The organism is Bradyrhizobium sp. AUGA SZCCT0169, from assembly GCF_018130085.1.
Classification (GTDB): Bacteria; Pseudomonadota; Alphaproteobacteria; order Rhizobiales; family Xanthobacteraceae; genus Bradyrhizobium.
This window is the reverse complement of the sequence record NZ_JAFCMC010000033.1, coordinates 53210-74847: the sequence shown is the minus strand read 5'-3', so window position 1 is coordinate 74847 and position 21638 is coordinate 53210. Positions and strand designations below refer to the sequence as shown.

Genomic DNA, 21638 nt, shown 5'->3' with positions numbered 1-21638 from the left:
GAACACCCGGCCTTCCCTGCGCAATGGCTTTACGGCTTATGCCGTGATCTCCCCGGAGACGAGTTCTTGGTTGACTCCGTCATCGCCGGTTCAGCTCACGCTTCTCCGGCAACTTGACGCCTGCAACGGGCGCCAGGACCACACGGTTTTGCCGTACGCCCGTCCACGCCGTCGTCTCAGCGTAAACCAGCGTCCACCGCAACCCGCCCAACGTCCGTGACGACGGCCGACGCCCTTCTGAGTAGGACGGGATGGCGGGAATGTGCCGGTGATTTGGCTCGATGGAAAGAGAAATATTTTTGATTTACAGAAATTTTGCACTTGACATGGTTTCCGTAAATCCGAACTGATTTGCCCGTCGGGTTGATTTGCCGCACTCCGCCGTCATTGCGCATCGAAAAAGAGAACCTACGGAATCGAACGCCAAGCGGTGAGACCGAGGTCATGGCTGATCAGAATGGTCGCGGACAGATCACAAGAGCCTCGCCCCGAAATTCTGATCCGGGTCCATATCCGATACCAGCCGGCCGGTCGGTTTAGCCGCCTCTCCTCCCGTGCGTGCGAGGAAACGCCCTGAGCCCGCTTCGACCGAACGTTTGCCGTCCGACACGATGACGCGCCCGCGCGATAGCACGGTCACCGGCCAGCCGCGCAGCTTGCGGCCGGCGAAGGGCGTATAGCCCGTGAGGTCATGCATCATTTCATCGCTCAGCGTCACCTCCCGCGCCGGGTCCCAGATCGCGATATCCGCATCGGCGCCAACCGCAATCGAGCCTTTGCGCGGATGCAGATTGTAGATCTTTGCGGGCGCCGTCGCGGTCAGTTCGACGAACTTTTCGATTCCGAGGCGCCCCCTGGAAACCATGGCGTCGAACAGCAGCGGCAGCCGGACTTCAAGGCCCGGCAGACCGTTCGCCACCTGCTTGAAATTCGGATTGGGGCCGGCCCGCAATTTGCCGGTTTCGTCGAACCGGTACGGCGCGTGATCGGACGAAATGGTCTGGAGATCGCCGAGCGCCAACGCCTGCCACAGTGCTTCCTGGTCGGCGGCGCGGCGCGGCGGCGGGCTGCACATCCATTTGGCGCCCTCCACGCCGGGCTTGTCGAGATCATCGGCAGTGAGAAACAGATATTGCGGGCAGGTTTCCGCGAACACCTTCAGCCCCTGCCCGCGCGCATCGCGGATGACCTTGGCGCCTTCCGCCGTCGAGACGTGGAAGATCATGATCGGTTGGTCGATCAACGCAGCCATGCCAATCAACCGCGTGAACGCCTCCGCTTCGGAAACGCGGGCATGGCTGATAGCGTGATATTTCGGATGGGTATAACCGCGCGCGAGCAGCCGCTTCACCATCCAGGAAATGATCCCGTGGTTCTCGGCATGGGCGCAGAGCATCGCACCGCCGTCACGCGCCGCCAGCAGAATGTCGAGCAGCGGCTCGTCATCGATCTTCAGGCGATCATAGGTCATGAAGATCTTGATCGAGCCATGGCCCTGCTTGATCAATGCCGGCAGGTCCGTCTCCAGCGTTTCCTTTGTCGGATCGGCGATGACCATGTGAAAGGCGTAGTCGATCACCGCGCCCTTTCTAGCCAGCGCGCGATAGTCCTCCAGCACCTGCGGCAGTTTCATGCCGACGTGCTGGGCCGCGAACGAGATCACGCTCGTGGTGCCGCCGAAGGCGGCCGAGACCGTCGCGCTCTCGAATGTATCGGCGTTCATGATGCCCGCGGCTGAAAGCTGTTCGATATGGGCGTGGCTATCGACACCGCCGGGCAGCACCAGCTTGCCGCGCGCATCGATCTCGCGTCGCCCGGCCGGCAGCCCGCGGCCGACCGCGACGATCGTCTCGCCGGAAATGGCGACGTCGGCCTCGAACACGTCGCTGAGGGTCGCGACGCGTCCGCCGCGAATGAGAAGGTCGTAGGCGGGCTCGGTCATGGCAAACTCTCCAGCAATTAAGTCCTTCAAATCCTAAGCCTTGCGCTCACCCCATAAAAGCATGGATCGTACCGTTACGCTGCCTTGCGCTTTCGCGGCAGACGGTAGACCATGCATCGCTGGATGGCATGGTCATTGCTTCCATTGTCATCCTGTTGCCCGCCGATCTCGCGGTATCAACGGACGCGTCACCCGCAGGAAAATACCATGTCCCGGCCCCGCATTCTCGTCATCAATCCCAATTCCAACCAGGTGGTGACACAAGGGCTGGAGCAAGCCTTGAAGCCACTCGACTTTGAAGGCGGACCGGAGATCGTCTGCGAGACCCTGGCCGAGGGGCCCTACGGGATCGAGAGCCAGGCCGACGTCGATGGCCTGGCGATGCCGCTGCGCCGTCTTGTCGAAGGTGACAACAGTTCGGCCGCCTTTGTCATTGCCTGCTACAGCGATCCGGGCCTGCATGTCTGCCGCGAAGCAACGGACCGGCCCGTTTTCGGCATCGCCGAATGCGGCGTGCTGACGGCGCTTGCGCGCGCCGAAACCTTCGGCGTCATTGCGATCGCACAGCGCTCGATTCGCCGCCACGTCCGTTACCTCAGGCAAATGGGATTGATGGATCGCCTGACGCGGGAGCGCCCGCTCAACATGAGCGTGGCGGAGACGGCGTCGGGCGAAGGAACGCTCGCGAAGATGATCGAGGTCGGGCGCGCGCTCAAGGACGAGGACGGGTCCGGCGCCATCGTGATGGGCTGTGCCGGCATGGCGCGTCACCGAAGGCCGCTGGAACAAGCGCTCGGGATTCCCGTGATCGATCCGACGCAGGCGGCTGTGACCATGGCATTGGGTACGGTGCAGTTCTCGCATCACTGAGTTTAGTTCGACAGCTCACCGTTACGTGCAAGCCACCGCGCGGAGATGCCCGACATCTAGTTTTCCGGCGGCGGCACCGCGCCGGTGCGGCTGGTGATCAGGCCATAATGCTCAATGCGGCGGTGGTTGGCGAAGTTGAAGATGGTCTTCTTGCCGAAATCGGTGGCATCGAGGTCGCAAGGATACACCAGCAATTCATCTTCTTCGGTTTTCGCCTCGAGGACGATCTCTCCGTCCGGGTTGACGATCAGGCTGCCGCCGATCAAGGGGTGGCCATCCTCGACGCCGGCCTTGGCGACGCATACGACCCAGGTAGAGTTCTGGTAGGCACCAGCCTGTGCGGACAGCCGGTTGTGGAAGAGCCGCTTCTCGGGCCCCTCCTCGCGCTTCTCGGCATTGACCGAGGGTGTGTTGTAGCCGATCAGCACCATCTCGACGCCCTGCAGACCCATCACGCGGTAGGTTTCCGGCCAGCGCCGGTCGTTGCAGACAGCCATGCCGAAGATTCCGCCGAGCGCACGCCAGACGTTGAAACCGAGATCGCCGGGCTCGAAGTAGCGCTTCTCCAGATGCTGGAACGCGCGCTTCGTGTCGAACTCCGAATGACCGGGCAGATGGACCTTGCGGTATTTGCCGACAATTGTTCCGGACTTGTCGGTGAGGATGCAGGTGTTGAAATGATGCCCATCCGGCGTCAGTTCGGCGTAGCCAAAATTCATTGCGATCTTGTGGTGGGCCGCCCGTTCAAACAAGGGCCTTGTCGCCGCGTTCGGCATCTCGCGTTCGAACCAGGTGTCGATCTCAGCCTGGACCTCCATGTACCAGCGTGGAAAGAACGTGGTGAGGGCAAGCTCCGGATAGACGATCAGATCGGCGCCCCTCGCCTTGGCTTCATCCATCAGCGCGATCATGCGTTTGACGACGGTTTCGCGGCTGTCGGCTTTCTGGATCGGACCCAACTGGGCGGCGGCAACAGTGATGACGCGCATGGATACCTTTCTGAGCGCTTCCATTTAAGGCGGCGCTTGCATGAACATGAAGCAGCCTGTGAAGCTCGGAGTCCTATCCGGCTCAATCGAGCCATCAGTTAAAGTTTTGGTTCACACGAAGTCAATTCCGGAGACAGTCCTCGTGATGCACGTCAGTTCTGCGTTTCTGCTCGCCGCCCCCGCGACGCGCGCCAGCGCATGGTCGAGCGTGCCGTCACGGATCGGCGCCGGCTGCGTTCAGGCCGGTCGGGTCATGAAGCCGTCGAAGAATGTCGTGAGCGGCCCGTAGCTATCGAGCGGCAGAACGTGCGCCACGTACTGGTCTGGCCGTACGACCACCATGCATCCCTGCTCGCGATCGATGCCGCGCATCGTGAAGATGTCGTTGCCGCCTGTCAGGTCGGCGCAGAACATTTTTTCGTAGTCGCGAAGTCCATATCGTCCCTTCCCTGGCAGCAGGAAGGACGGCATCGCCTCGATGGCGAGCGCATGATGATCCTGCTGGAAAACCGCGCGAACATCGATCACCGAGTCGAGGTCCTCACCATCAGGGGTGAATTTCCGCACAGGAGAATCCTGCGCCTCCGCAAGGAAGTCGCACAGGGCCCGGATGCCGGAGTTGGACGCGGCGGGATCCTCCGCGCCGGCAAAGGCAAAAATGCGCCAGCGTCCGTCCGCCCTGACCGTGTGGCCGAGGTGAACCGGCTTGGCGTCGGCCAGGCGGATGACCGGCGCGGAATGAAAGCGCATGCCGATCGTCAGCCCCTCGGCCAGATGCTGATGGGTTGGCTCGCCGGTCAGGATCGAGGGCCGGTAACGAGCCGCGGTTCCCGCGGTGTAACGCCCGTGCCTCACGAAATAGCTCTGCGTCTCGGCCGGATCGAACCCCTTGCTCGACGCGAGCAAGGCGGCCCATTCGCGGTCGAAGTCGATCAGTTCCTTGGCGATAGCCTGGCGTTCGGCCGAATAGCTGTGCAGGAGGCTGGGTGCGCAGCGCCGCCGCAAGACCGACGCCAGCTTCCATCCGAGATTGAAACCGTCCTGCATGGATACGTTCATGCCCTGGCCCGCTTTCGGGCTGTGGGTGTGGCAGGCGTCGCCGGCGATGAACACACGCGGCAGACGTTTTGCGACGTCTGCTTCCGGCACGTCATCGAACTTGTCGCACAGGCGCTGGCCGATCTCATAGACCGACCACCACGGAATCTCCTTCACGTCGAGCGAATAGGGATTGAAAATGCGCCGCGCCGCCGCGATCAGGTCATCGGCCGTGATATTGCGGCTGGAAACCCGCTCCCCGGCATCGAGCTTGTCGAGTTCGATATACAGCCTGAAAAGATAGCCGCCTTCCCGCGGGATGATGATGATGCTGCCGTGGTTGGCGGACTGTATCAATGACTTGAAGCGGACATCGGGAAAGTCGGTGACGGCCAGCACGTCCATGACGCCCCAGGCATGGTTGGCGGAGTCGCCGCGCAGCGTACGCCCGATGCTCGCGCGCACCGTGCTGCGGGCGCCGTCGCAGCCCACCACGTAGCGCGCCTTGATGGTCTCAATCTGTCCTTTGTGCGCTGGATCGACCCGCTCCAGCCTGGCGGTCACCAGATGTGGACCGGCATCGTCGCCGGAGGTGACCGCTGAGTCGACCTGAAGATCGAGCAGGCGCCGTGCATAATACGGCTCAAGCCGCGACGGCGATTTGCGCATGATTTCGAGATAGAAATCATGCACCCGCGCCTGGTTCAGGACGACGTGCGGAAACTCCGACAGCCCGTCTTCGGTGTCCTGCACCCGTCCGCTGCGGACGATGTTGTCGGGCTGCGCGGGGTAGGGTTTCCAGAAGGTCGTCTCGTTGATCCAGCAGGCTTCCTTCAGCACACGCTCGCTGAAGCCATAGGCTTCGAACATCTCCATCGTGCGGCAGGCAACGCCATCGGCCTGGCCGCGGAGCAAAGGACCTGGCTTCTGTTCGACGATGCAGGTCTTGATGTCGGGAAAGGCGGACAGTTGAGCCGCCAGCGTCAGCCCGGCCGGACCGCAGCCGACGATGAGGATGTCGACCTCCGTCGGAATGGCGCCGGCAGATCCTGACGCAACAACCCGTTGTGCCGGGTCTTGAATCTCGGGGTCGCCGGGTTCGAATCCGTTGAGATGAAATTGCACGAAACCCTCCCCGCGCCCGACGCGACTTCCAAGCCGCTAGCTTTTAGCTTGCTGGGGGCTCCAAAAAGCCGTTGCCGAATTTAATCAGTATGCTTATTATCAGTATACGTGTCAAGGGAGGGTTTGGGTGACCGAGAACGACGACAAGCCGGGGCACTTGGCGCGCCGGTTCCAGCAGATTGCGGTGGCGGTCTTCCATGCCGCGGTCGAGGAAGCCGGCTATGACCTCACCCCCGTTCAATACGCGGCGCTCACCACCATCGGGACGCAGCCCGGAATCGACCAGGCGACGCTTGCCGGGTTGATCGCCTATGACCGGACGACCATCACCGGCGTTGTCGATCGGCTGGTGCAGAAAGGTTTGCTGGTTCGGCAGGCCAGCCGCACCGACAGGCGCGCCCACGCGTTGCAGATCACCGATGAAGGACATCGGACCCTCGACGGGATAGAGCCGGCCGTCGAGGCGGCGCAGCGGATCATGTTGGCTGGCCTCTCCAATGCCGAGGCCGCGACACTCATGCGACTCTTGCGCAAGGCCATCGCCGCCGGCAACGAATTAAGCCGCGCACCGCAGCAAACGGCTTTGACAGACACCGCCAGAAAGAAATAGCTTTCGTTCGTCAGGCAGCGACGCGAGGAAGCCTACAGCCCTCCTGCTCGGCGCGCATGCTGACAAACTTTAAGGCGGTCGTTTCCTGCCGACAGCCAACTCAGATCGCATCGCCTGCTGTCTTTTTAGCCTACTGCGCAATCTGTAATCGCTGGCGCACAAATCTTTCACGCCCTCACGGTCGGAGTGAGCGCCCGCGACGTCGTCGATGAAGCTCAGCTCCGCAATGCCGCTCGCGGTAGCCATTGCGTTCGCAGATCAGGCAGATTAATCGACGCCAGTTCTGAAGATCGCCAGCGCGAGCGCCTGGGCGCGGGGGACAATGCTGTCGAGCTCGAGATACTCCTGCGCGGTATGGGCATTGCCGCCAACCGGGCCTACTCCGCAAATCGTCGGGGTGCCGACGCTCGCAGTGAAGCCGGAATCGGCGCAACCGCCGGCGAATTCGCCTGCGACGTTGGGTAGGCCTGCATCCTTCGCCGCCGCGCGGTAGCCATCAAACAGGATTTTCGACGTCTCACTCTGCACCACCGGCAGGAATTCGCCGTTGATGTGCAGCTTCGCCGTCGTGCCCGGCACCGTCGACGTGGCGATAATGGCCTCGATCGCCGCCAGTGTGGAGGCGCGATCGGCGGGATCGATGTAGCGCATGTCGATCTGACCCTCGGCATACGGCGCGGTGGTGTTGACCGACTGGCCACCGGCGACCAACCCGACATTGAGGGTGATGCCTTTTGCAAGGTCGGTCAAAGCGTGGATCTGAACGATCTTGTGCGCGAGCTCGCCGATCGCGCTGATGCCTTCCGCAAAATTGCCGCCGGAATGCGCGGCCTTGCCTGCTATCTCGAAGCGCATGAACACGCCGCCCTTGCGGCTGGTGACCACGTTGCCGGTCGGCCGGCCGGGCTCGGAATTATACACCGCCCGCGCGGCACGGCCTTCCCGCTCGATCACCGGTCGGGACGACGGTGAGGCGATTTCCTCGTCAGCGGTAAGCAGCAGCTTGATCGGGCACGGCGCGCCACCGAATTTGTGAAATGCCGCGGCGACAAAGGCGTTGATCACCAGACCGGCCTTCATGTCGGCAACCCCGGGCCCATAGGCCCTCCCGTCCTCGATGGTGAACGGCCGGCGCGCCACCTCGCCCTTGGGAAACACCGTGTCACGATGCCCCATCAGCAAGACAGGCTTTTCGTTGCTGCCCGGCTTCGTCACCAGCGCATGGACGGCATCGCCGAACACGTCATGAGGTTCGCGCCACGCCTCGATACCGTGTGCCGCAAAATGCTGCTCGAATCGTGCGCCCACCGCATCGACGCCCGCCTTGTCGTAGGAGCCGGAATCGATATTCACGACGTCGCGCAGCAGATCGATCATCGATTGCTTTTGCGACGCGATCCATTCGGTGATCTGCGTTTCGGTACTGGCGGGCATGGTATTTCCTTTAAGCATATCCAAGTTCTTACAGCATCAACGCGGCAGCGCTGTTCGACACTCTCGTATTCCGCATCATCATGCGCGCAATCGCCTCGCCAATCACCACCGTGGTGAAATGGGTATTGGCGCGGCAATCGGACGGCATGATCGAGGCGTCCGCCACGCGCAGCGCGGCGATGCCCTTCACGGTGCCATCCGGATTCACCACGCCATTGGCATCGTTGAAGCCAGCCATGCGGCAAGAACCGGCGGCATGCTGGATGTCGCCGGTCTCGCGGCGGAGCAGCGCTTGGAGTTCCCCGTTCGGCAGCGCCGCGGCCTGCGGCAGCGTCAGATCGGTGTCGATCAGGCGTATCCATTCGGCGATGTCAGCCAGCGCCGGCTGGGTGGTAAGCACGGCCAGCCGCTTCACGGCATCGACCATGCGCAGCAGGTCGCGGTCATCGGCGAGCATGTTTTCCTCGACGATCGGGTCGATCGAAGCATTAGTCGAAGCCAGCCTCAAATTGCCACGCGAATAGGCGTTGAACAGCCCCGCACCGATGGCGCCGGGGTTGCCGATGCCGCGATGGTTGAAAGCGATCAGGATCATGTCGCGCTTGCCGCCATCCGCAAGCCCGGATGAATACGTTACGCAGCAATTGGTATGGCGCGTATCCGGATCTGTCGGCCGAAACTCTTCGCGCAGCTGTATGGTCGCGCGAAACAGCGGATGGTCGAAGAAATGCTTGCCGACCGGCAGGTCACGCTGGACCGCGATGCCCATCGTCTTCAGTTCGTCGGCCGGGCCGATGCCCGAACGCAGCAAGATCGCCGGGCTGTGAATGGCGCCGGCGCACAGCACGATCTCGCGTGCGCTGATTTCCAAACTGCCCTGCCCTTCGACGTGAACCAGCACGCCGGTTGCCTGGCCGTCCCTGATTAGGAGCCGATCGACCAGCGAATGCCCGCGAATTTCCAGAATGGCGCGGCCGCGCGCCGGCTCCAGATAGGCCTCATTGGTGGTGATGCGGCGGCTGTCGCGGCTGTTGATCGGATAGCAGACGACGCCCTCGCCATCCGGTCCGTTGAGATCGGCACACCAAGGATATCCCGATGCCAGCGCGGCGTCACGGAGTCCACGATCGATCGCCCCCCACTTCTCCGGCGGCGCGCGATAGACCGGCAACGGTCCGCCGCGGCCATGGCCTGCGCGGTCGCCGAACTCGAAATCATCCTCGATGACCGAGAACAGCGGCATGACCTCTTTTGCGGACCAGCCGGTGCAGCCACCGGCCGCCCATTCGTCGAACGCATCAGCCACACCGCGGATGGCGATCTGGCCGTTCATCATCGAACTGCCGCCGAGGCCCTTGCCGCGCCAATAGAAGCGCGCCTCCTGCCCCGCCACCCGGCGCGTCAGCAGATTAGGCCACTGCCATTTCTCCTGATATTCGCGCTGGTGAATGATCGGAATTGGGTTCGGCGTCCGGACTTCCCAGGGCGCCTCATCGGCACGCCAGTCGAGGCCCGCTTCCAGCAGCAGCACGCGCCTGGCAGGATCCTCGGAGAGCCGGGCGGCAACCGCGGCACCGGCAGAACCGCCGCCGACTACAATGACGTCATACATGGCGTTACTTCTCGATGTTCCAGAAAATCGCAATCGCGGAGGGTACAAACCGCGCAGGCTGGCGCGATAGCGGCGCTAAGCGAACTGTGCCACCTCAGCGTCGCTGGTTATAGACGTCAAGACATACCGCGCCCAGCAACACGAGGCCCTTGATCACCTGCTGGTAGTCGATCCCGATGCCGAGGATCGACATGCCATTGTTCATCACCCCCATGATCAGCGCGCCGATCACGGCGCCGGCGACCCGCCCGACGCCGCCATAGGCCGAGGCCCCGCCGATGAAGCAGGCGGCGATCACGTCGAGCTCGAAGCCGACCCCGGCCTTTGGTGTCGCGGTGTTGAGCCTTGCTGCGAACACCAGGCCGGCGAGCGCCGCCAGCACACCCATGTTGACGAAGGTGAGGAAGGTCAGCCGTTCGGTCTTGATGCCGGAAAGCTTGGCCGCCTTTTCATTGCCGCCGACGGCATAGATCTGCCGGCCAATGGTGGTTCGCGCGGTGACGAAACCATAGAGCGCGATCAGCGCGATCATGATCACCAGTACGTTGGGGAGACCGCGATGCGAAGCGATCAGATAGGTAAAATACATCACCACGCCGAACAGGACTGCGTTCTTGAGTGCAAAGAATGCGGTCGGTTCGACCTCGACACCATGGCTGGCGCGGCGGGCGCGCGTCGTGACGCTGACGTACACCAGGCCAAGCGCCAGCACGGCGCCGATCAATAGCGAGGTCGGGTTGAGCGAGCCGGCGCCGGGGAACAGTTCAGGAATGAACCCGGAGGAAAGTTTCTGGAACGTCGGTGAAAACGGGCCGACCGATTGACCTTGCAACACCGCCAGCGCCAGCCCCTTGAACACCAGCATGCCGGCCAGCGTGACGATAAAGGACGGAATCTTGAAATAGGCCACCCAGTAACCCTGTGCCGCACCGATCAGCCCACCGAGCGCGAGGCAGATGATCGCGGCTGGAATGAAATGCATACCGTAACGTACCATCAGCACCGCGGCGATCGCGCCGATGAAGCCCGCGACCGATCCGACCGACAGATCGATGTGCCCGGTGACGATGACCAAGAGCATGCCGAGCGCCATGATCACGATATAGCTGTTCTGCAGCACCAGATTGGTGAGGTTGAGCGGGCGCAGCAGCGTGCCGTCGGTAACGACCTCGAAGAACAGCATGATCGCGAACAGCGACAACAACATGCCGTATTCGCGCAAATTGGCCTTGAGAAAGCCCGCATGCTTGCGCGCCTCGGGAAGCATCACGGTGTTATCGCTCATGGATGCGCCTCTCCCAATAGCTTCTCTTCCAGTTTTCGTTCCAGGTCTCTGTCGACCAGTTGTTCGCCCTTGCGCACGATGACGCGCATGATTTTTTCCTGCGTCGCCTCGGCGTGATCGAACTCGCCGACAAAGGCCCCACCGTTCATGACGCAGATGCGGTCACAGATCCCGAGCAATTCCGGCATTTCCGACGAGATCACGATGACGGCCTTGCCGGCATCGGCCAGCTCGTTGATGATGCAATAGATCTCATACTTGGCGCCGATGTCGATACCGCGGGTCGGCTCGTCCAGGATCAGGATTTCCGGATCGGTGAACAGCCATTTCGACAGCACCACCTTTTGCTGGTTGCCGCCGGACAGGTTGCCGGACGTCTGATAGACATCGGAACAGCGGATGCGCATGCGGTTGCGATAATCGCTCGCCACCTGCAACTCCTTGATGTCGTCGATGACGCGGCCGGCTGCGACGCTATCGAGATTGGCAAGCGTGATGTTCTTGCGCACGTCTTCAGCGAGCAGCAGGCCGAGCTGCTTGCGGTCCTCGGTGACGTAGGCGAGGCCAGCGTCGATGGCGCGGCTCACGGTCGAGAGGTCGATCTCGCGACCATGCAGCAAGGCGCGACCCGTGATGTTGCGGCCCCAGGAACGGCCGAACAGGCTCATGGCGAATTCGGTGCGCCCTGCGCCCATCAAACCGGCGATACCGACGATCTCGCCGCGGCGAACCTGGAAGTCCACATTCTTGATGACCTGCCGATCGGCATGCTGGGGATGATAGACCGACCAGTTCTCGACCTTGAACACCACCTCGCCTATCGCAGGCTCCCGCTTCGGGAAACGATGCTCCAGATCCCGGTCCACCATCTTGCGGATGATACGATCTTCCTCGACCGCACCTAGCTCACAATCCAGCGTATCGACAGTACGGCCATCGCGCAGCACCGTGATGCGGTCGGCGACGCGGGCCACCTCGTTGAGCTTGTGCGAGATCAGGACCGCGGACATGCCATGGGAGCGAAACTCGAGCAGAAGGTCGAGCAGCGCCGCGCTGTCGCTTTCGTTGAGGCTGGCGGTCGGCTCGTCGAGAATCAGAAGGCGCACTTCCTTGGACAGCGCCTTTGCAATCTCCACCAGTTGCTGCTTGCCGACGCCGATATCGGTGACCAGCGTATCCGGCGCCTCATTGAGCCCCACTTTCGCCAGCAGCTGCTGCGACCGCCTGTAGACCGCGTCGCGATCGATCATGCCGAAGCGCGACGGCGGATTGGCAATGAAGATGTTCTCCGCGATCGAGAGCAGCGGGATCAGCGCCAGCTCCTGATGAATGATGATGATGCCGAGCGCCTCGGAATCGTTGATGTCGCGGAAGTGGCGCTCCTGGCCGTCATAGATGATGCTGCCGTCATAGCTGCCATCGGGATAGACGCCGCTCAGCACCTTCATCAAGGTCGATTTGCCGGCGCCGTTCTCGCCCACCAGCGCGTGGATCTCGCCCTGCCTCACGGTGAAATTGACGTCGTCGAGCGCTTTGACGCCGGCGAAGGCTTTGCCGATACCGCGCATTTCAAGCAATGTGGCCATTCAAATTCCCTGGAACCGGCAGGAAGGCAGGGATGGCCGCGGCGTATGCCACGAAGACGCGCTTCGCGCTTTTGCCACGGCCATCCGCTTTGTCACAACTCGTCTTAGTTGATTTGCGCCTTCTTATAATAACCGCCGTCGATCAGGACTTTCTCCCAATTGGTCTTGTCGACGACGACAGGCTTGAGCAAATAGGACGGCACGACCTTGACACCATTCTTGTAGGTGGTGGTGTCGTTGACCGTTACGGTCTTGCCGCTCAACGCCGCGTCCACCATGTCGGCGGTGACCTTGGCAAGGTCGCGGGTATCCTTGAAGATTGTGGAGTATTGCTCGCCGCGCAGCATCGATTTGATGGAAGGCACTTCGGCGTCCTGACCGCTCACGATCGGCATCGGCATATTGCCGCTACCGTAGCCGACGCCCTTGAGCGACGACAGGATGCCGATCGAAAGGCCGTCATAGGGCGAAAGCACCGCATCGACCCGCTTGGTGGTGTAGAACGCGCTGAGCAGATTATCCATCCGGGCCTGCGCCGTGGCGCCGTCCCAGCGCAGCGTCGAGACCTTGTCCATTCCCATCTGCTTGCTCACGACCACGAGCTTGCCGCTGTCGATATAGGGCTGCAGCACCGACATCGCGCCGTTGTAGAAGAAATAGGCGTTGTTGTCGTCGGGTGAGCCGCCGAACAGCTCGATGTTGAACGGGCCCTTGCCTTCCTTCAGCTTCAGCCCCTGCTCGATCGACTGCGCCTGCTGCACGCCGACCTGGAAATTGTCGAACGTCGCATAATAGTCGACGTTGGGGGTGTCGCGGATCAGCCGGTCATAGGCGATCACGGTAATGCCCTTGTCCTTGGCCTGCTTGAGCACGTCGGACAGGGTGGTGCCGTCGATCGAAGCAATCACCAGTACCTTGGCGCCCTTGGTCACCATATTCTCGATCTGAGAGAGCTGGTTTGGAATGTCGTCTTCGGCGTATTGCAGGTCGGTATTGTAACCGCGCTCCTTCAGCACCTTGACGATATTGTTGCCGTCATCGATCCAGCGCGCCGAAGCCTTGGTGGGCATGGCGATGCCTACAGTGGGCTTGGTTTGCGCGAGCGCGGGTTCCGCAAGGGCGACCGCGCCGAGCAAGACGGCCGATAGAGCAGATTTGAGTAGTTTCATGTTTCACTCCCGGGTGTTGAGCGTTAATCGCCGCGTTATCAGCGGTTTGCTTTTGGCGCCGGTAACGTATCGGCGCATCATTGGGGAACGTCGGGTCGGCGGAGACGTGAACGGATGATCGGTCACACCTTGTGGTTCCGCAAGTACATGCAGCGCTCATGCGCCGTATTGTGAAGCGATCCATCATGTCGAACCGAGCCTGATGCGAGGTTCCGGCCGCCCCCGTGCGCCGACGTCGAGAACGAAGGTTTGGCCGTGGTGCGGGTCGGCAGCCCTGGCATGCTCGTCCATGCCCTCCCAGGCCGTGGTGACCAGCAGCGAAGCGAAATTCCGGCCGACAAAGACCGGGCAACTCGGCTGCTTCGCCGGAATCCTGATGGTGCGGACCCGATCGCCCTCCGGGGTATAGACATCGATGCAGGATCCGCCCCAGCGCGCATTCCAGATCAACCCCTCGGCGTCGACCACGGCGCCATCCAGGCCGCCTATCCCGCCGCTGTTATCATAGAGTGTCTCGGGGTCTCCGATCGGCACCGCATTCGCCGGGTCGACGGCGACGCGGTAAAGGACGCCCTCGCTGCTATCGGTGAAATAGGCCGTGGCGCCGTCGGGCGAAAAGCAGATTGCGTTCGGGATGCTAATGTCGCCATAGAGCCGAAGCAGTTCGCCGCGGTAAAAGCGATATATCGCGCCGGCTCCTTTTTCCGCGTTGCGGCCCATGGTCCCGATCCAGAGCGCGCCGCAGGGATGCACGCGCCCATCGTTGGAGCGGGTTGCCGCATTGTCCGCTTCGAGCGGCATATGAAGCGTGAGGCGGCCATCCGCGATGTCGCGGACATAGAGGCCATTTTCTGTCGCAAGAAACTGGCGCTGATCATCGATGAACGCCAGGACGCTCGCCATCAACGGAAGCGCGTGCGAAGTGACCGCGCCGGATGCAAGGTCGGCCCGAAACAATTGGCGCTCGATGATATCGAACCACCATGCGGTATCGGTCGCCGCATCATAGGTGCAGCCCTCGCCGAGATGGCAAGGCCAATCGCTCAGGATGCTGGTGCCGACTTCTTCCACGCGAGCTCCCTTATTCCCCTGCAACCTTACTCACCGAAAATCGATACAGCGATGTGTGACGATAGCTCTGCCCGGGATCGAGCCGCGCCGATGGAAAATCGGGGCGGTTTGGCGTGTCGGGATAGACCTGTGGTTCCAGGCAGAGCGCGTCATACTGTCGGTGAACGCGGCCATACTTGCCGGTCACGGACCCGTCGAGAAAATTGCCGGAATAGAACTGGACGCCCGGCTGGTCGGTCCAGAGTTCGAGAACCCGGCCCGACTTTGGGTCTTCCACGCGGGCGGCAAAGCGCGGCTCGGTGGTCGCGCCGCCGGGCAGACAGAAATTGTGGTCGTAGCCTTGCCGGATCTGAACCTGTTCGGTCGCATCGCGCAGGCGGGCGCCGACCGGACAGGATTTGCGAAAATCAAACGGCGTTGCATCGACCTTGCCGGGCGCGCCCAACGGAATGCCGGCGGCGCTGATCGGCAGATAGGAGCCCGCCGCGATCGTCAGATGATGATCGAGCACGTCGCCACTAGACTCGACACCTGCGAGATTGAAGAAGCTGTGGTTGGTCAGATTGACGATGGTCGGCTTGTCGGTCACCCCTGAGAATTCGAGCGCGAGCTCGCTGCCACCGGAAATGCGATAGGTGATCTCGGTTTTCAGCGTCCCGGGATAGCCCTCCTCGCTATCCGGACTGACATAGGACAGCGTGACGAACGGCGACGGGTCTTCACCCATCGCCGTGATGGTCCATGGTGTGCGATCGAAGCCTTGCAGCCCACCATGCAGCGCGTTGGCTCCGTCATTGGTGGGCAGTTGAAAGCGTTCGCCATCCAGCTCGAAGGTGCCGCCCGCGATCCGGTTGGCATAGCGCCCGACCGTGGCGCCGAGGAAACGCCGAACCGCGAGATAGCCTGCAAGATCATCGCGGCCAAGGACCACATCGGCGAGGCGCCCGGCCCGGTCAGGTACGAAGATGGACTGCAGCGCCGCACCATAGGTGATGAGGCGCACCTCGAAACCATCCGCACCGCGCAGCCGCACCATTTCGATCGCGGTGCCGTCCGGAAGATGCCCGAATATCTCGCGAACAATCTTCGCTGTCTGTGATTGGCCTGCCTGCGTCACGTCATACCTCGATGAATGGTTCGACGTCGCGGCGCCGGCCGAGCATGAAGGCATCGGCGACATGGACCAGCGGCGACAGATCGACATCGGACGCACCGCTTGCGATCAGTTCGACGAAGCGCCGATAGATGCCGCGATACTCCGCCTGCTGCTCGTCAACCAGGATATGGCCATCATGCGAGAGATGGCTGCCGCCGGAAGCGAGCGTCAACCACCCGGCGTCCGTCTCGACCCGGATATCCCAGATCTGCGGACCGGTCTGGCGCCAGTCGAATTCCGCCCGGATCGGAATCCCCGTCTCGTCCGAAAAGACGAGATCGGCCGCAATCGGCGCCGCGCGATTGCGCGGGAAGGACAACTCGGCTTGCGTCAGAAAGAACGGCCGCGGCAGGATGCGGGTCAGGATCGAAAGCGCGTTGATGCCGGGATCGAATACGCCAAGCCCGCCCGGCTCCCAGATCCAAGCCTGGCCGGGATGCCATACCCTGACATCCTCCTTCCATTCGACGACCACCGACTTGATCTGTCGAGCGCTGAGAAAATTTCTTGCGGGTTCGACGGCCGGCGCAAAACGCGAATGCCAGGTTGCAAACAGCGTTCGTCCGGTTTGCCTAGCCGCAGCGACCAGAGGATCGAGTTCACTGACGGTGGCGCCCGGCGGCTTCTCGAGCAGCACGTGCTTGCCGGCCTTCAGCGCAGCCGCCGCCTGCACATGGCGCACCTGGGGCGGCGTGCAGAGCGCAACGGCATCAATGTCGGGCCTGGCACCCAGCAGTTCGTCAAGCGTCGTAAAATGCGCGATCCCGTCGATCGAAGCATTGCGGCTGGCGATCGCCGCAAGTTCGATGCCGTCAGTGCCTGATATCGCGGGAATATGCTGATCCCTGGCGATCTTGCCGAGGCCGACGATGGCAATGCGAATGGTGGTCACGTCAGTTCTTCCCGACGTTCGAGGAACGATGTCAGCGGCTCACTTGCCCCAGCGCAGCACCAGCGGACTCAGCCGGTTCGCGATTTCCATCAGGCCCGCCCGCACGGCCGGATGCAGCGGTTGAAGCGGAAGACGAACGGTCTCGTGCCTGATGACGCCGCCTTCCTTCATCAGCGCCTTGCAGGCGATCAGGCCGCACTGGCGGTTTTCATAGTTGATCAGCGGCAGCCAGCGTTCATAGGCCGCAACCGCCTCGGCGCGGCGGCCGGCGAAATACGGATCGGTGATTTGGCGAATGCCGTCGGGATAACCGCCGCCGGTCATGGCGCCGGTCGCGCCGGCATCAAGGTCGGCCATCAGCGTGATCGCTTCCTCGCCGTCCCACGGACCTTCGATCGCCGCGCCGCCGAGCGCGATCAACTCGCGCAGCTTGGCGGCAGCCTGGGGCGTCTCGATCTTGAAATAGGCGATGTTCGCGAGTTCGCGCGCCATGCGGGCGAGAAAGGCCGCTGACAGGGCCGTGCCGGCGACCGGCGCATCCTGGATCATGATCGGAATCGAGATCGCATCCGAAACGGTGCGGAAAAACTCGTAGATGGCGTTTTCCCCGACCCGGATGGTCGCGCCATGATAGGGCGGCATCACCATCACCATCGCGGCGCCGGCCTGCTGGGCTCGCCGCGAACGTTCAGCACAGATGTGCGAAGCAAAATGCGTGGTCGTGACGATGACGGGGACGCGTCCCGCGACGTGGGTCAATACGGCGTCGAGCACCGTGTCGCGCTCGGCGTCGGTCAACACGAACTGCTCGGAGAAGTTGGCGAGGATGCACAGTCCCTGCGAGCCGGCATCGATCATGCAATCGACGGCACGTTTCTGTCCATCGAGATCGAGCCGGCCGTCGCCGTCAAACACCGTCGGCACGACTGGAAACACGCCCTTATAAGGTCGTTCGACGGTGGAAGCTGCCATGACCATTCTCCGCTTTCGCCTTAACCAGCCGCGCCGTGGCGGCGCAGGCCGTTGAAGATGACTTCCTTCATCGCCGCGGAAGCCGCCTCGGCATTCCGCTCGGCGATTGCGTCGACAATTCGTTCGTGGGCTGCGATGGTGAGTTCGCGCTCCCGCTCCTCGGTCGGCGCGCTCAGCCGAAACGACGCGCGCAATGCCGCCTCGATCACGGCGCCGATCGACCGCATGAACGGATTGGCCGAACTGGTCGCGATGTCGAGGTGCAGCCGAAGATCGGCATCGGCGAATTCAATTGAATCAGAAGCAAAGCTGCGCATTTTTGCGATGCTGTCGCGCAGTTGAGCGACCACATCATCCGCCCGTCGCCCGGCGGCAAGGGCTGCGGCATGCGGCTCGACGGCGAGGCGGATGTCGGCCAGATCACGAAGAAACCGCTTGTCGATCCCGGCTTCGAGGTGCCAGCCGAGCACATCGGAATCGAACATGTTCCAGGCCGAACGTTCCCTGACCCGCGTGCCGACGCCCGCCTTGGCGTTGAGCAATCCCTTGGCGGACAACGTCTTGACGCTTTCACGCAATACGGTGCGCGAGACGTCGAACATGGCAGTCAGCTCCGCATCGCGCGGCAGACTTGCGCCTTCCGGATAGCGGCCGACAATGATGTCGATCCCGATCGTCCGGGTCACTTCCACCTGGCTGAAATGACCGCGGCCCGGCGCAATCACAACCCGGTCGGACCTCAAGACAGGTCTCGTGGAGTCATGGCTGGTTTCGCTCCCTAATCGTTGCGGACCGCCCCGCCTCTTCGGGCGAGATCAAGCTGTCGCGATGTCCCCCATGCCACAACCCCCGGGCCTTGTATAGCATATTATCATATTAGTATGACTTTCTTGATCCCCTCTGTATCCGCAAGACCTCCGGTCCATGTCACGGCCTTGCGCAAACGTGCGCGGTTGGCGCCACACCATGTCAACAGTCTCCACATCGTGGGTAAAAACTGAAAACTGTAGACACTGTAGCGATGAACCGGTATCAACGGCGACCTGCGGGCAACCGCATCGTCGGTCGAAAAAAGCGTTTCGAGCGCCCGCGCCGGACATCCGGCGCAACCGATGTCTTCAGCCAAGATCACTGCGCGCCGTTGCATTTTTTCACGGCCAAACCGGCTTTCATCACCCGAGGGAATCGACAGTGGACATTTGGAGCAGATCCATGCGCCGTACCGTGCTTGCGTTCGCAACGCTTCTTGCTGTGTGCGGCGTCGCAACGGCAGAAACATACCCCTCCCGTCGGATCACCGTGATCGTGCCGTTCGGTGCGGGCAGCGGCACGGACGGCGTGGCCCGGATTGTCACCCAACGGCTCGCCGAAATGCTCAAGACGACCATCGTGGTGGAAAACCGCGCCGGCGCGAGCGGCGCAATCGGTGCGGTCGCGACCGCGCGCTCCGCACCGGACGGCTACACACTGATGTTCGGCGGATCATCCACGCATGCCGCCAACCCCAGTCTGCTCAAATCCATCCAGTATTCCCCCAAGGACGACTTTGCGCCCGTCTCCCGTGTCGGCCTGTTCCCCTATATCCTCGTCGTCAATCCCGGGATCGAAGCCAAAAGCGTCGGTGAGTTGATCGCGCTTGCAAAGCAGAAGCCCGGCACGATGTCGTTTGCCTATTCGAACGCGCTGGGCCAGCTTGCCGGTGAAATGTTCAAACGGCGCGCCGGTATCGATGTCCAGGCCGTGCCGTACAAGAGCAGTCCGGAGGCCATTACCGACGTCATTGCCGGTCGCGTTTCCCTGATGTTCAACGATGTGACTTCTACCCTGCCGCTGGCGCGATCGGGCCAGCTTCGCGCGCTCGTGACCATCACCAAGGACCGGACCAAGCTGCTCTCCGAACTGCCGACCGTACAGGAGCAGGGAGTTGATTTAGGAAATCTCTCCGCGTGGACCGGCGTGTTCGCCCCCAAGGGGACCCCGCCGGAGGTGGTTGAACAGCTGTCGGGGGCGCTCCGAGAAATCCTGGACGAACCCGCGGTCCGCCAGCGCCTCGCCGAAATCGGCTTCGAAGCGCAGTGGCTCTCGCCGAAACAATTCGCCGAGCACGTGGCTGCCGACATCGAGCGTTGGGCAACGCTGACCAAAGAAGCCGGCATCGTACCTCAGTGACGCCGACGATTCCGGTTATGAGGGTAAGCCAGGCAGATCGAGACCGTTGGTCCTTGCACACTCGATCGCGGTCTCATAGCCCGCATCCGCATGGCGCATGACCCCCGTCGCCGGATCATTCCAAAGCACCCGCTCGAGGCGGCGCGCGGCTTCCGGCGTTCCGTCTGCGACGATCACCATGCCGGCGTGCTGCGAATAGCCGATACCGACGCCGCCGCCGTGATGCAGCGAGACCCACGTGGCCCCGCTCGCACAATTGAGCAGCGCATTGAGCAGCGGCCAGTCCGACACCGCATCCGAGCCGTCGCGCATCGCTTCGGTCTCGCGGTTCGGGCTCGCCACCGAGCCGCTGTCGAGATGATCGCGACCGATCACGATCGGCGCCTTCAGTTCGCCGCGCGCCACCATTTCGTTGAACGCCAGGCCCAACCTGTGGCGATCGCCAAGGCCGACCCAACAGATCCGCGCCGGCAGCCCCTGGAACTTGATCCTCGCGCGGGCCATGTCGAGCCAGTTGTGCAGATGCTTGTCGTCAGGCATCAACTCCTTGACCTTGGCATCGGTCCGGAAGATATCTTCCGGATCCCCCGATAGCGCGGCCCACCGGAACGGCCCGACGCCGCGACAGAACAGCGGACGGATATAGGCCGGGACGAAGCCGGGGAAATCGAACGCGTTCTTCAATCCCATGTCCTTCGCCATCTGGCGGATGTTGTTGCCGTAGTCGAGCGTCGGAATGCCCTGGGCGTGGAAATCCAGCATGGCCTGGACGTGGCCGACCATGGAAGTCTTCGCCGCCGCTTCAACCGCTTTCGGATCGGCCTCGCGCCTGGACGTCCACTCGGCAAGCGTCCATCCCTTCGGCAGATAGCCGTTGATCGGATCATGCGCGCTGGTCTGATCGGTGACGATGTCGGGCCTGACCCCGCGGCGCACCAGCTCGGGAAAAATATCGGCGGCGTTGCCGAGCAGGCCGACCGAGACGGGCTTGTTGCTCTGCCCCGCCTGCGCCATGATCGCGAGCGCCTCATCGAGCGTGCTGGCCTGACGGTCGAGGTAACCCGTGCGCAGCCGCATCTCGATGCGGCTCGGCTGGCATTCGACTGCGAGCATCGACGCACCGGCCATCGTCGCGGCAAGCGGTTGCGCGCCGCCCATGCCTCCGAGCCCTGCGGTCAGGATCCACTTGCCCGCGAGGCTGCCGCCGTAATGGCGGCGACCCACCTCGACGAAGGTTTCGTACGTCCCCTGCACGATGCCCTGGCTGCCGATGTAGATCCACGACCCGGCGGTCATCTGGCCGAACATCATCAAGCCCTGCTTGTCGAGTTCATTGAAGTGATCGAGCGTCGCCCAGTGCGGTACCAGGTTCGAATTCGCGATCAGCACGCGCGGCGCATCGGGATGGGTGCGGAAAATTCCGACCGGCTTGCCCGACTGAACCACCAGCGTCTGGTCGGCTTCGAGCTTGCGCAGTGACGCAACGATGCGATCGAAACTGTCCCAGTCGCGGGCTGCGCGGCCAATGCCGCCATAGACGACGAGTTCGCTCGGCCGTTCGGCAACATCAGGATCGAGATTGTTCATCAGCATTCGGAGCGGCGCTTCGGTGAGCCAGCTCTTGGCGCTGATCTCGGACCCGTGCGGCGATCGGATGATGCGATCGTTGTCCAGTCGGCGGTTCATGACAGATGACCTTTCTCGGCAAGTCTTGTTCA

The 21638-nt window shown here is 62.4% G+C and carries 17 protein-coding genes; 3 read left to right on the top strand and 14 right to left on the bottom strand.

Going from position 1 to position 21638, the window contains the following annotated elements:
- Positions 1-472: 472 nt before the first annotated feature.
- Positions 473-1942: a dihydropyrimidinase gene (gene hydA / locus JQ609_RS27690; RefSeq protein ID WP_212276046.1), complete on the bottom strand. Its 1470-nt coding sequence runs from the start codon at positions 1940-1942 to the stop codon at positions 473-475.
- Between the two features lie 207 nt (positions 1943-2149).
- On the opposite strand from hydA, the gene JQ609_RS27685 reads away from it, so the two are divergent.
- Positions 2150-2812 carry an aspartate/glutamate racemase family protein gene (locus tag JQ609_RS27685; protein WP_212276045.1) on the top strand — a complete coding sequence of 221 codons (663 nt, stop codon included), beginning with the start codon at positions 2150-2152 and terminating at the stop codon, positions 2810-2812.
- 56 nt (positions 2813-2868) lie between these two features.
- Here JQ609_RS27685 and JQ609_RS27680 read toward each other — a convergent pair whose 3' ends face one another.
- Complete coding sequence (locus JQ609_RS27680) at positions 2869-3801, bottom strand: N-carbamoyl-D-amino-acid hydrolase (RefSeq protein WP_212276044.1); 933 nt, start codon at positions 3799-3801, stop codon at positions 2869-2871.
- 237 nt (positions 3802-4038) lie between these two features.
- On the bottom strand, positions 4039-5964 hold the full coding sequence (locus JQ609_RS27675) for an FAD-binding monooxygenase (protein ID WP_212276043.1): 1926 nt from the start codon (positions 5962-5964) through the stop codon (positions 4039-4041).
- Between the two features lie 127 nt (positions 5965-6091).
- Here JQ609_RS27675 and JQ609_RS27670 point away from each other — a divergent pair, with 127 nt between their 5' ends.
- Positions 6092-6574, top strand: coding sequence for a MarR family winged helix-turn-helix transcriptional regulator (locus tag JQ609_RS27670; protein WP_212276042.1), 483 nt, complete (start codon positions 6092-6094; stop codon positions 6572-6574).
- A gap of 267 nt (positions 6575-6841) precedes the next feature.
- Here JQ609_RS27670 and JQ609_RS27665 read toward each other — a convergent pair whose 3' ends face one another.
- From JQ609_RS27665 to JQ609_RS27620, 10 genes are all read right to left on the bottom strand, one after another.
- Positions 6842-8008, bottom strand: coding sequence for a M20 family metallopeptidase (locus tag JQ609_RS27665; RefSeq protein ID WP_249128483.1), 1167 nt, complete (start codon positions 8006-8008; stop codon positions 6842-6844).
- A 28-nt stretch (positions 8009-8036) separates the two neighbouring features.
- Complete coding sequence (locus JQ609_RS27660) at positions 8037-9620, bottom strand: GMC family oxidoreductase (protein WP_212276041.1); 1584 nt, start codon at positions 9618-9620, stop codon at positions 8037-8039.
- A gap of 94 nt (positions 9621-9714) precedes the next feature.
- The gene (mmsB, locus tag JQ609_RS27655; RefSeq protein ID WP_212205846.1) at positions 9715-10905 is read right to left on the bottom strand and encodes a multiple monosaccharide ABC transporter permease; all 1191 of its coding nucleotides are present in this window, start codon (positions 10903-10905) and stop codon (positions 9715-9717) included.
- Positions 10902-12491, bottom strand: coding sequence for a multiple monosaccharide ABC transporter ATP-binding protein (gene mmsA / locus JQ609_RS27650; RefSeq protein WP_212276040.1), 1590 nt, complete (start codon positions 12489-12491; stop codon positions 10902-10904). The genes mmsB and mmsA overlap by 4 nt, the downstream gene beginning before the upstream one ends.
- Before the next feature lie 104 nt (positions 12492-12595).
- The gene (gene chvE, locus JQ609_RS27645) at positions 12596-13660 is read right to left on the bottom strand and encodes a multiple monosaccharide ABC transporter substrate-binding protein (protein ID WP_212276039.1); all 1065 of its coding nucleotides are present in this window, start codon (positions 13658-13660) and stop codon (positions 12596-12598) included.
- Positions 13661-13843: 183 nt separating this feature from the next.
- Positions 13844-14731, bottom strand: a complete 888-nt coding sequence (locus JQ609_RS27640) for an SMP-30/gluconolactonase/LRE family protein (RefSeq protein ID WP_212276038.1) — start codon at positions 14729-14731, stop codon at positions 13844-13846.
- 10 nt (positions 14732-14741) lie between these two features.
- Positions 14742-15848 carry an aldose epimerase family protein gene (locus JQ609_RS27635; protein WP_312014901.1) on the bottom strand — a complete coding sequence of 369 codons (1107 nt, stop codon included), beginning with the start codon at positions 15846-15848 and terminating at the stop codon, positions 14742-14744.
- Between the two features lies 1 nt (position 15849).
- Positions 15850-16779: a Gfo/Idh/MocA family protein gene (locus JQ609_RS27630; protein WP_212276036.1), complete on the bottom strand. Its 930-nt coding sequence runs from the start codon at positions 16777-16779 to the stop codon at positions 15850-15852.
- Between the two features lie 39 nt (positions 16780-16818).
- On the bottom strand, positions 16819-17757 hold the full coding sequence (locus tag JQ609_RS27625) for a dihydrodipicolinate synthase family protein (RefSeq protein ID WP_409363374.1): 939 nt from the start codon (positions 17755-17757) through the stop codon (positions 16819-16821).
- Positions 17758-17771: 14 nt separating this feature from the next.
- Positions 17772-18494 (bottom strand): FadR/GntR family transcriptional regulator, encoded by a 723-nt coding sequence (locus JQ609_RS27620; RefSeq protein ID WP_212205828.1) that lies wholly within the window; start codon positions 18492-18494, stop codon positions 17772-17774.
- 469 nt (positions 18495-18963) lie between these two features.
- Between JQ609_RS27620 and JQ609_RS27615 the strand changes: the two genes are divergently transcribed.
- On the top strand, positions 18964-19920 hold the full coding sequence (locus JQ609_RS27615) for a tripartite tricarboxylate transporter substrate binding protein (protein ID WP_212276035.1): 957 nt from the start codon (positions 18964-18966) through the stop codon (positions 19918-19920).
- Between the two features lie 15 nt (positions 19921-19935).
- Here the strand turns inward: JQ609_RS27615 and hutU are convergent, their stop codons facing one another.
- The gene (hutU, locus tag JQ609_RS27610) at positions 19936-21606 is read right to left on the bottom strand and encodes a urocanate hydratase (RefSeq protein ID WP_212276034.1); all 1671 of its coding nucleotides are present in this window, start codon (positions 21604-21606) and stop codon (positions 19936-19938) included.
- Between the last annotated feature and the right edge of the window lie 32 nt (positions 21607-21638).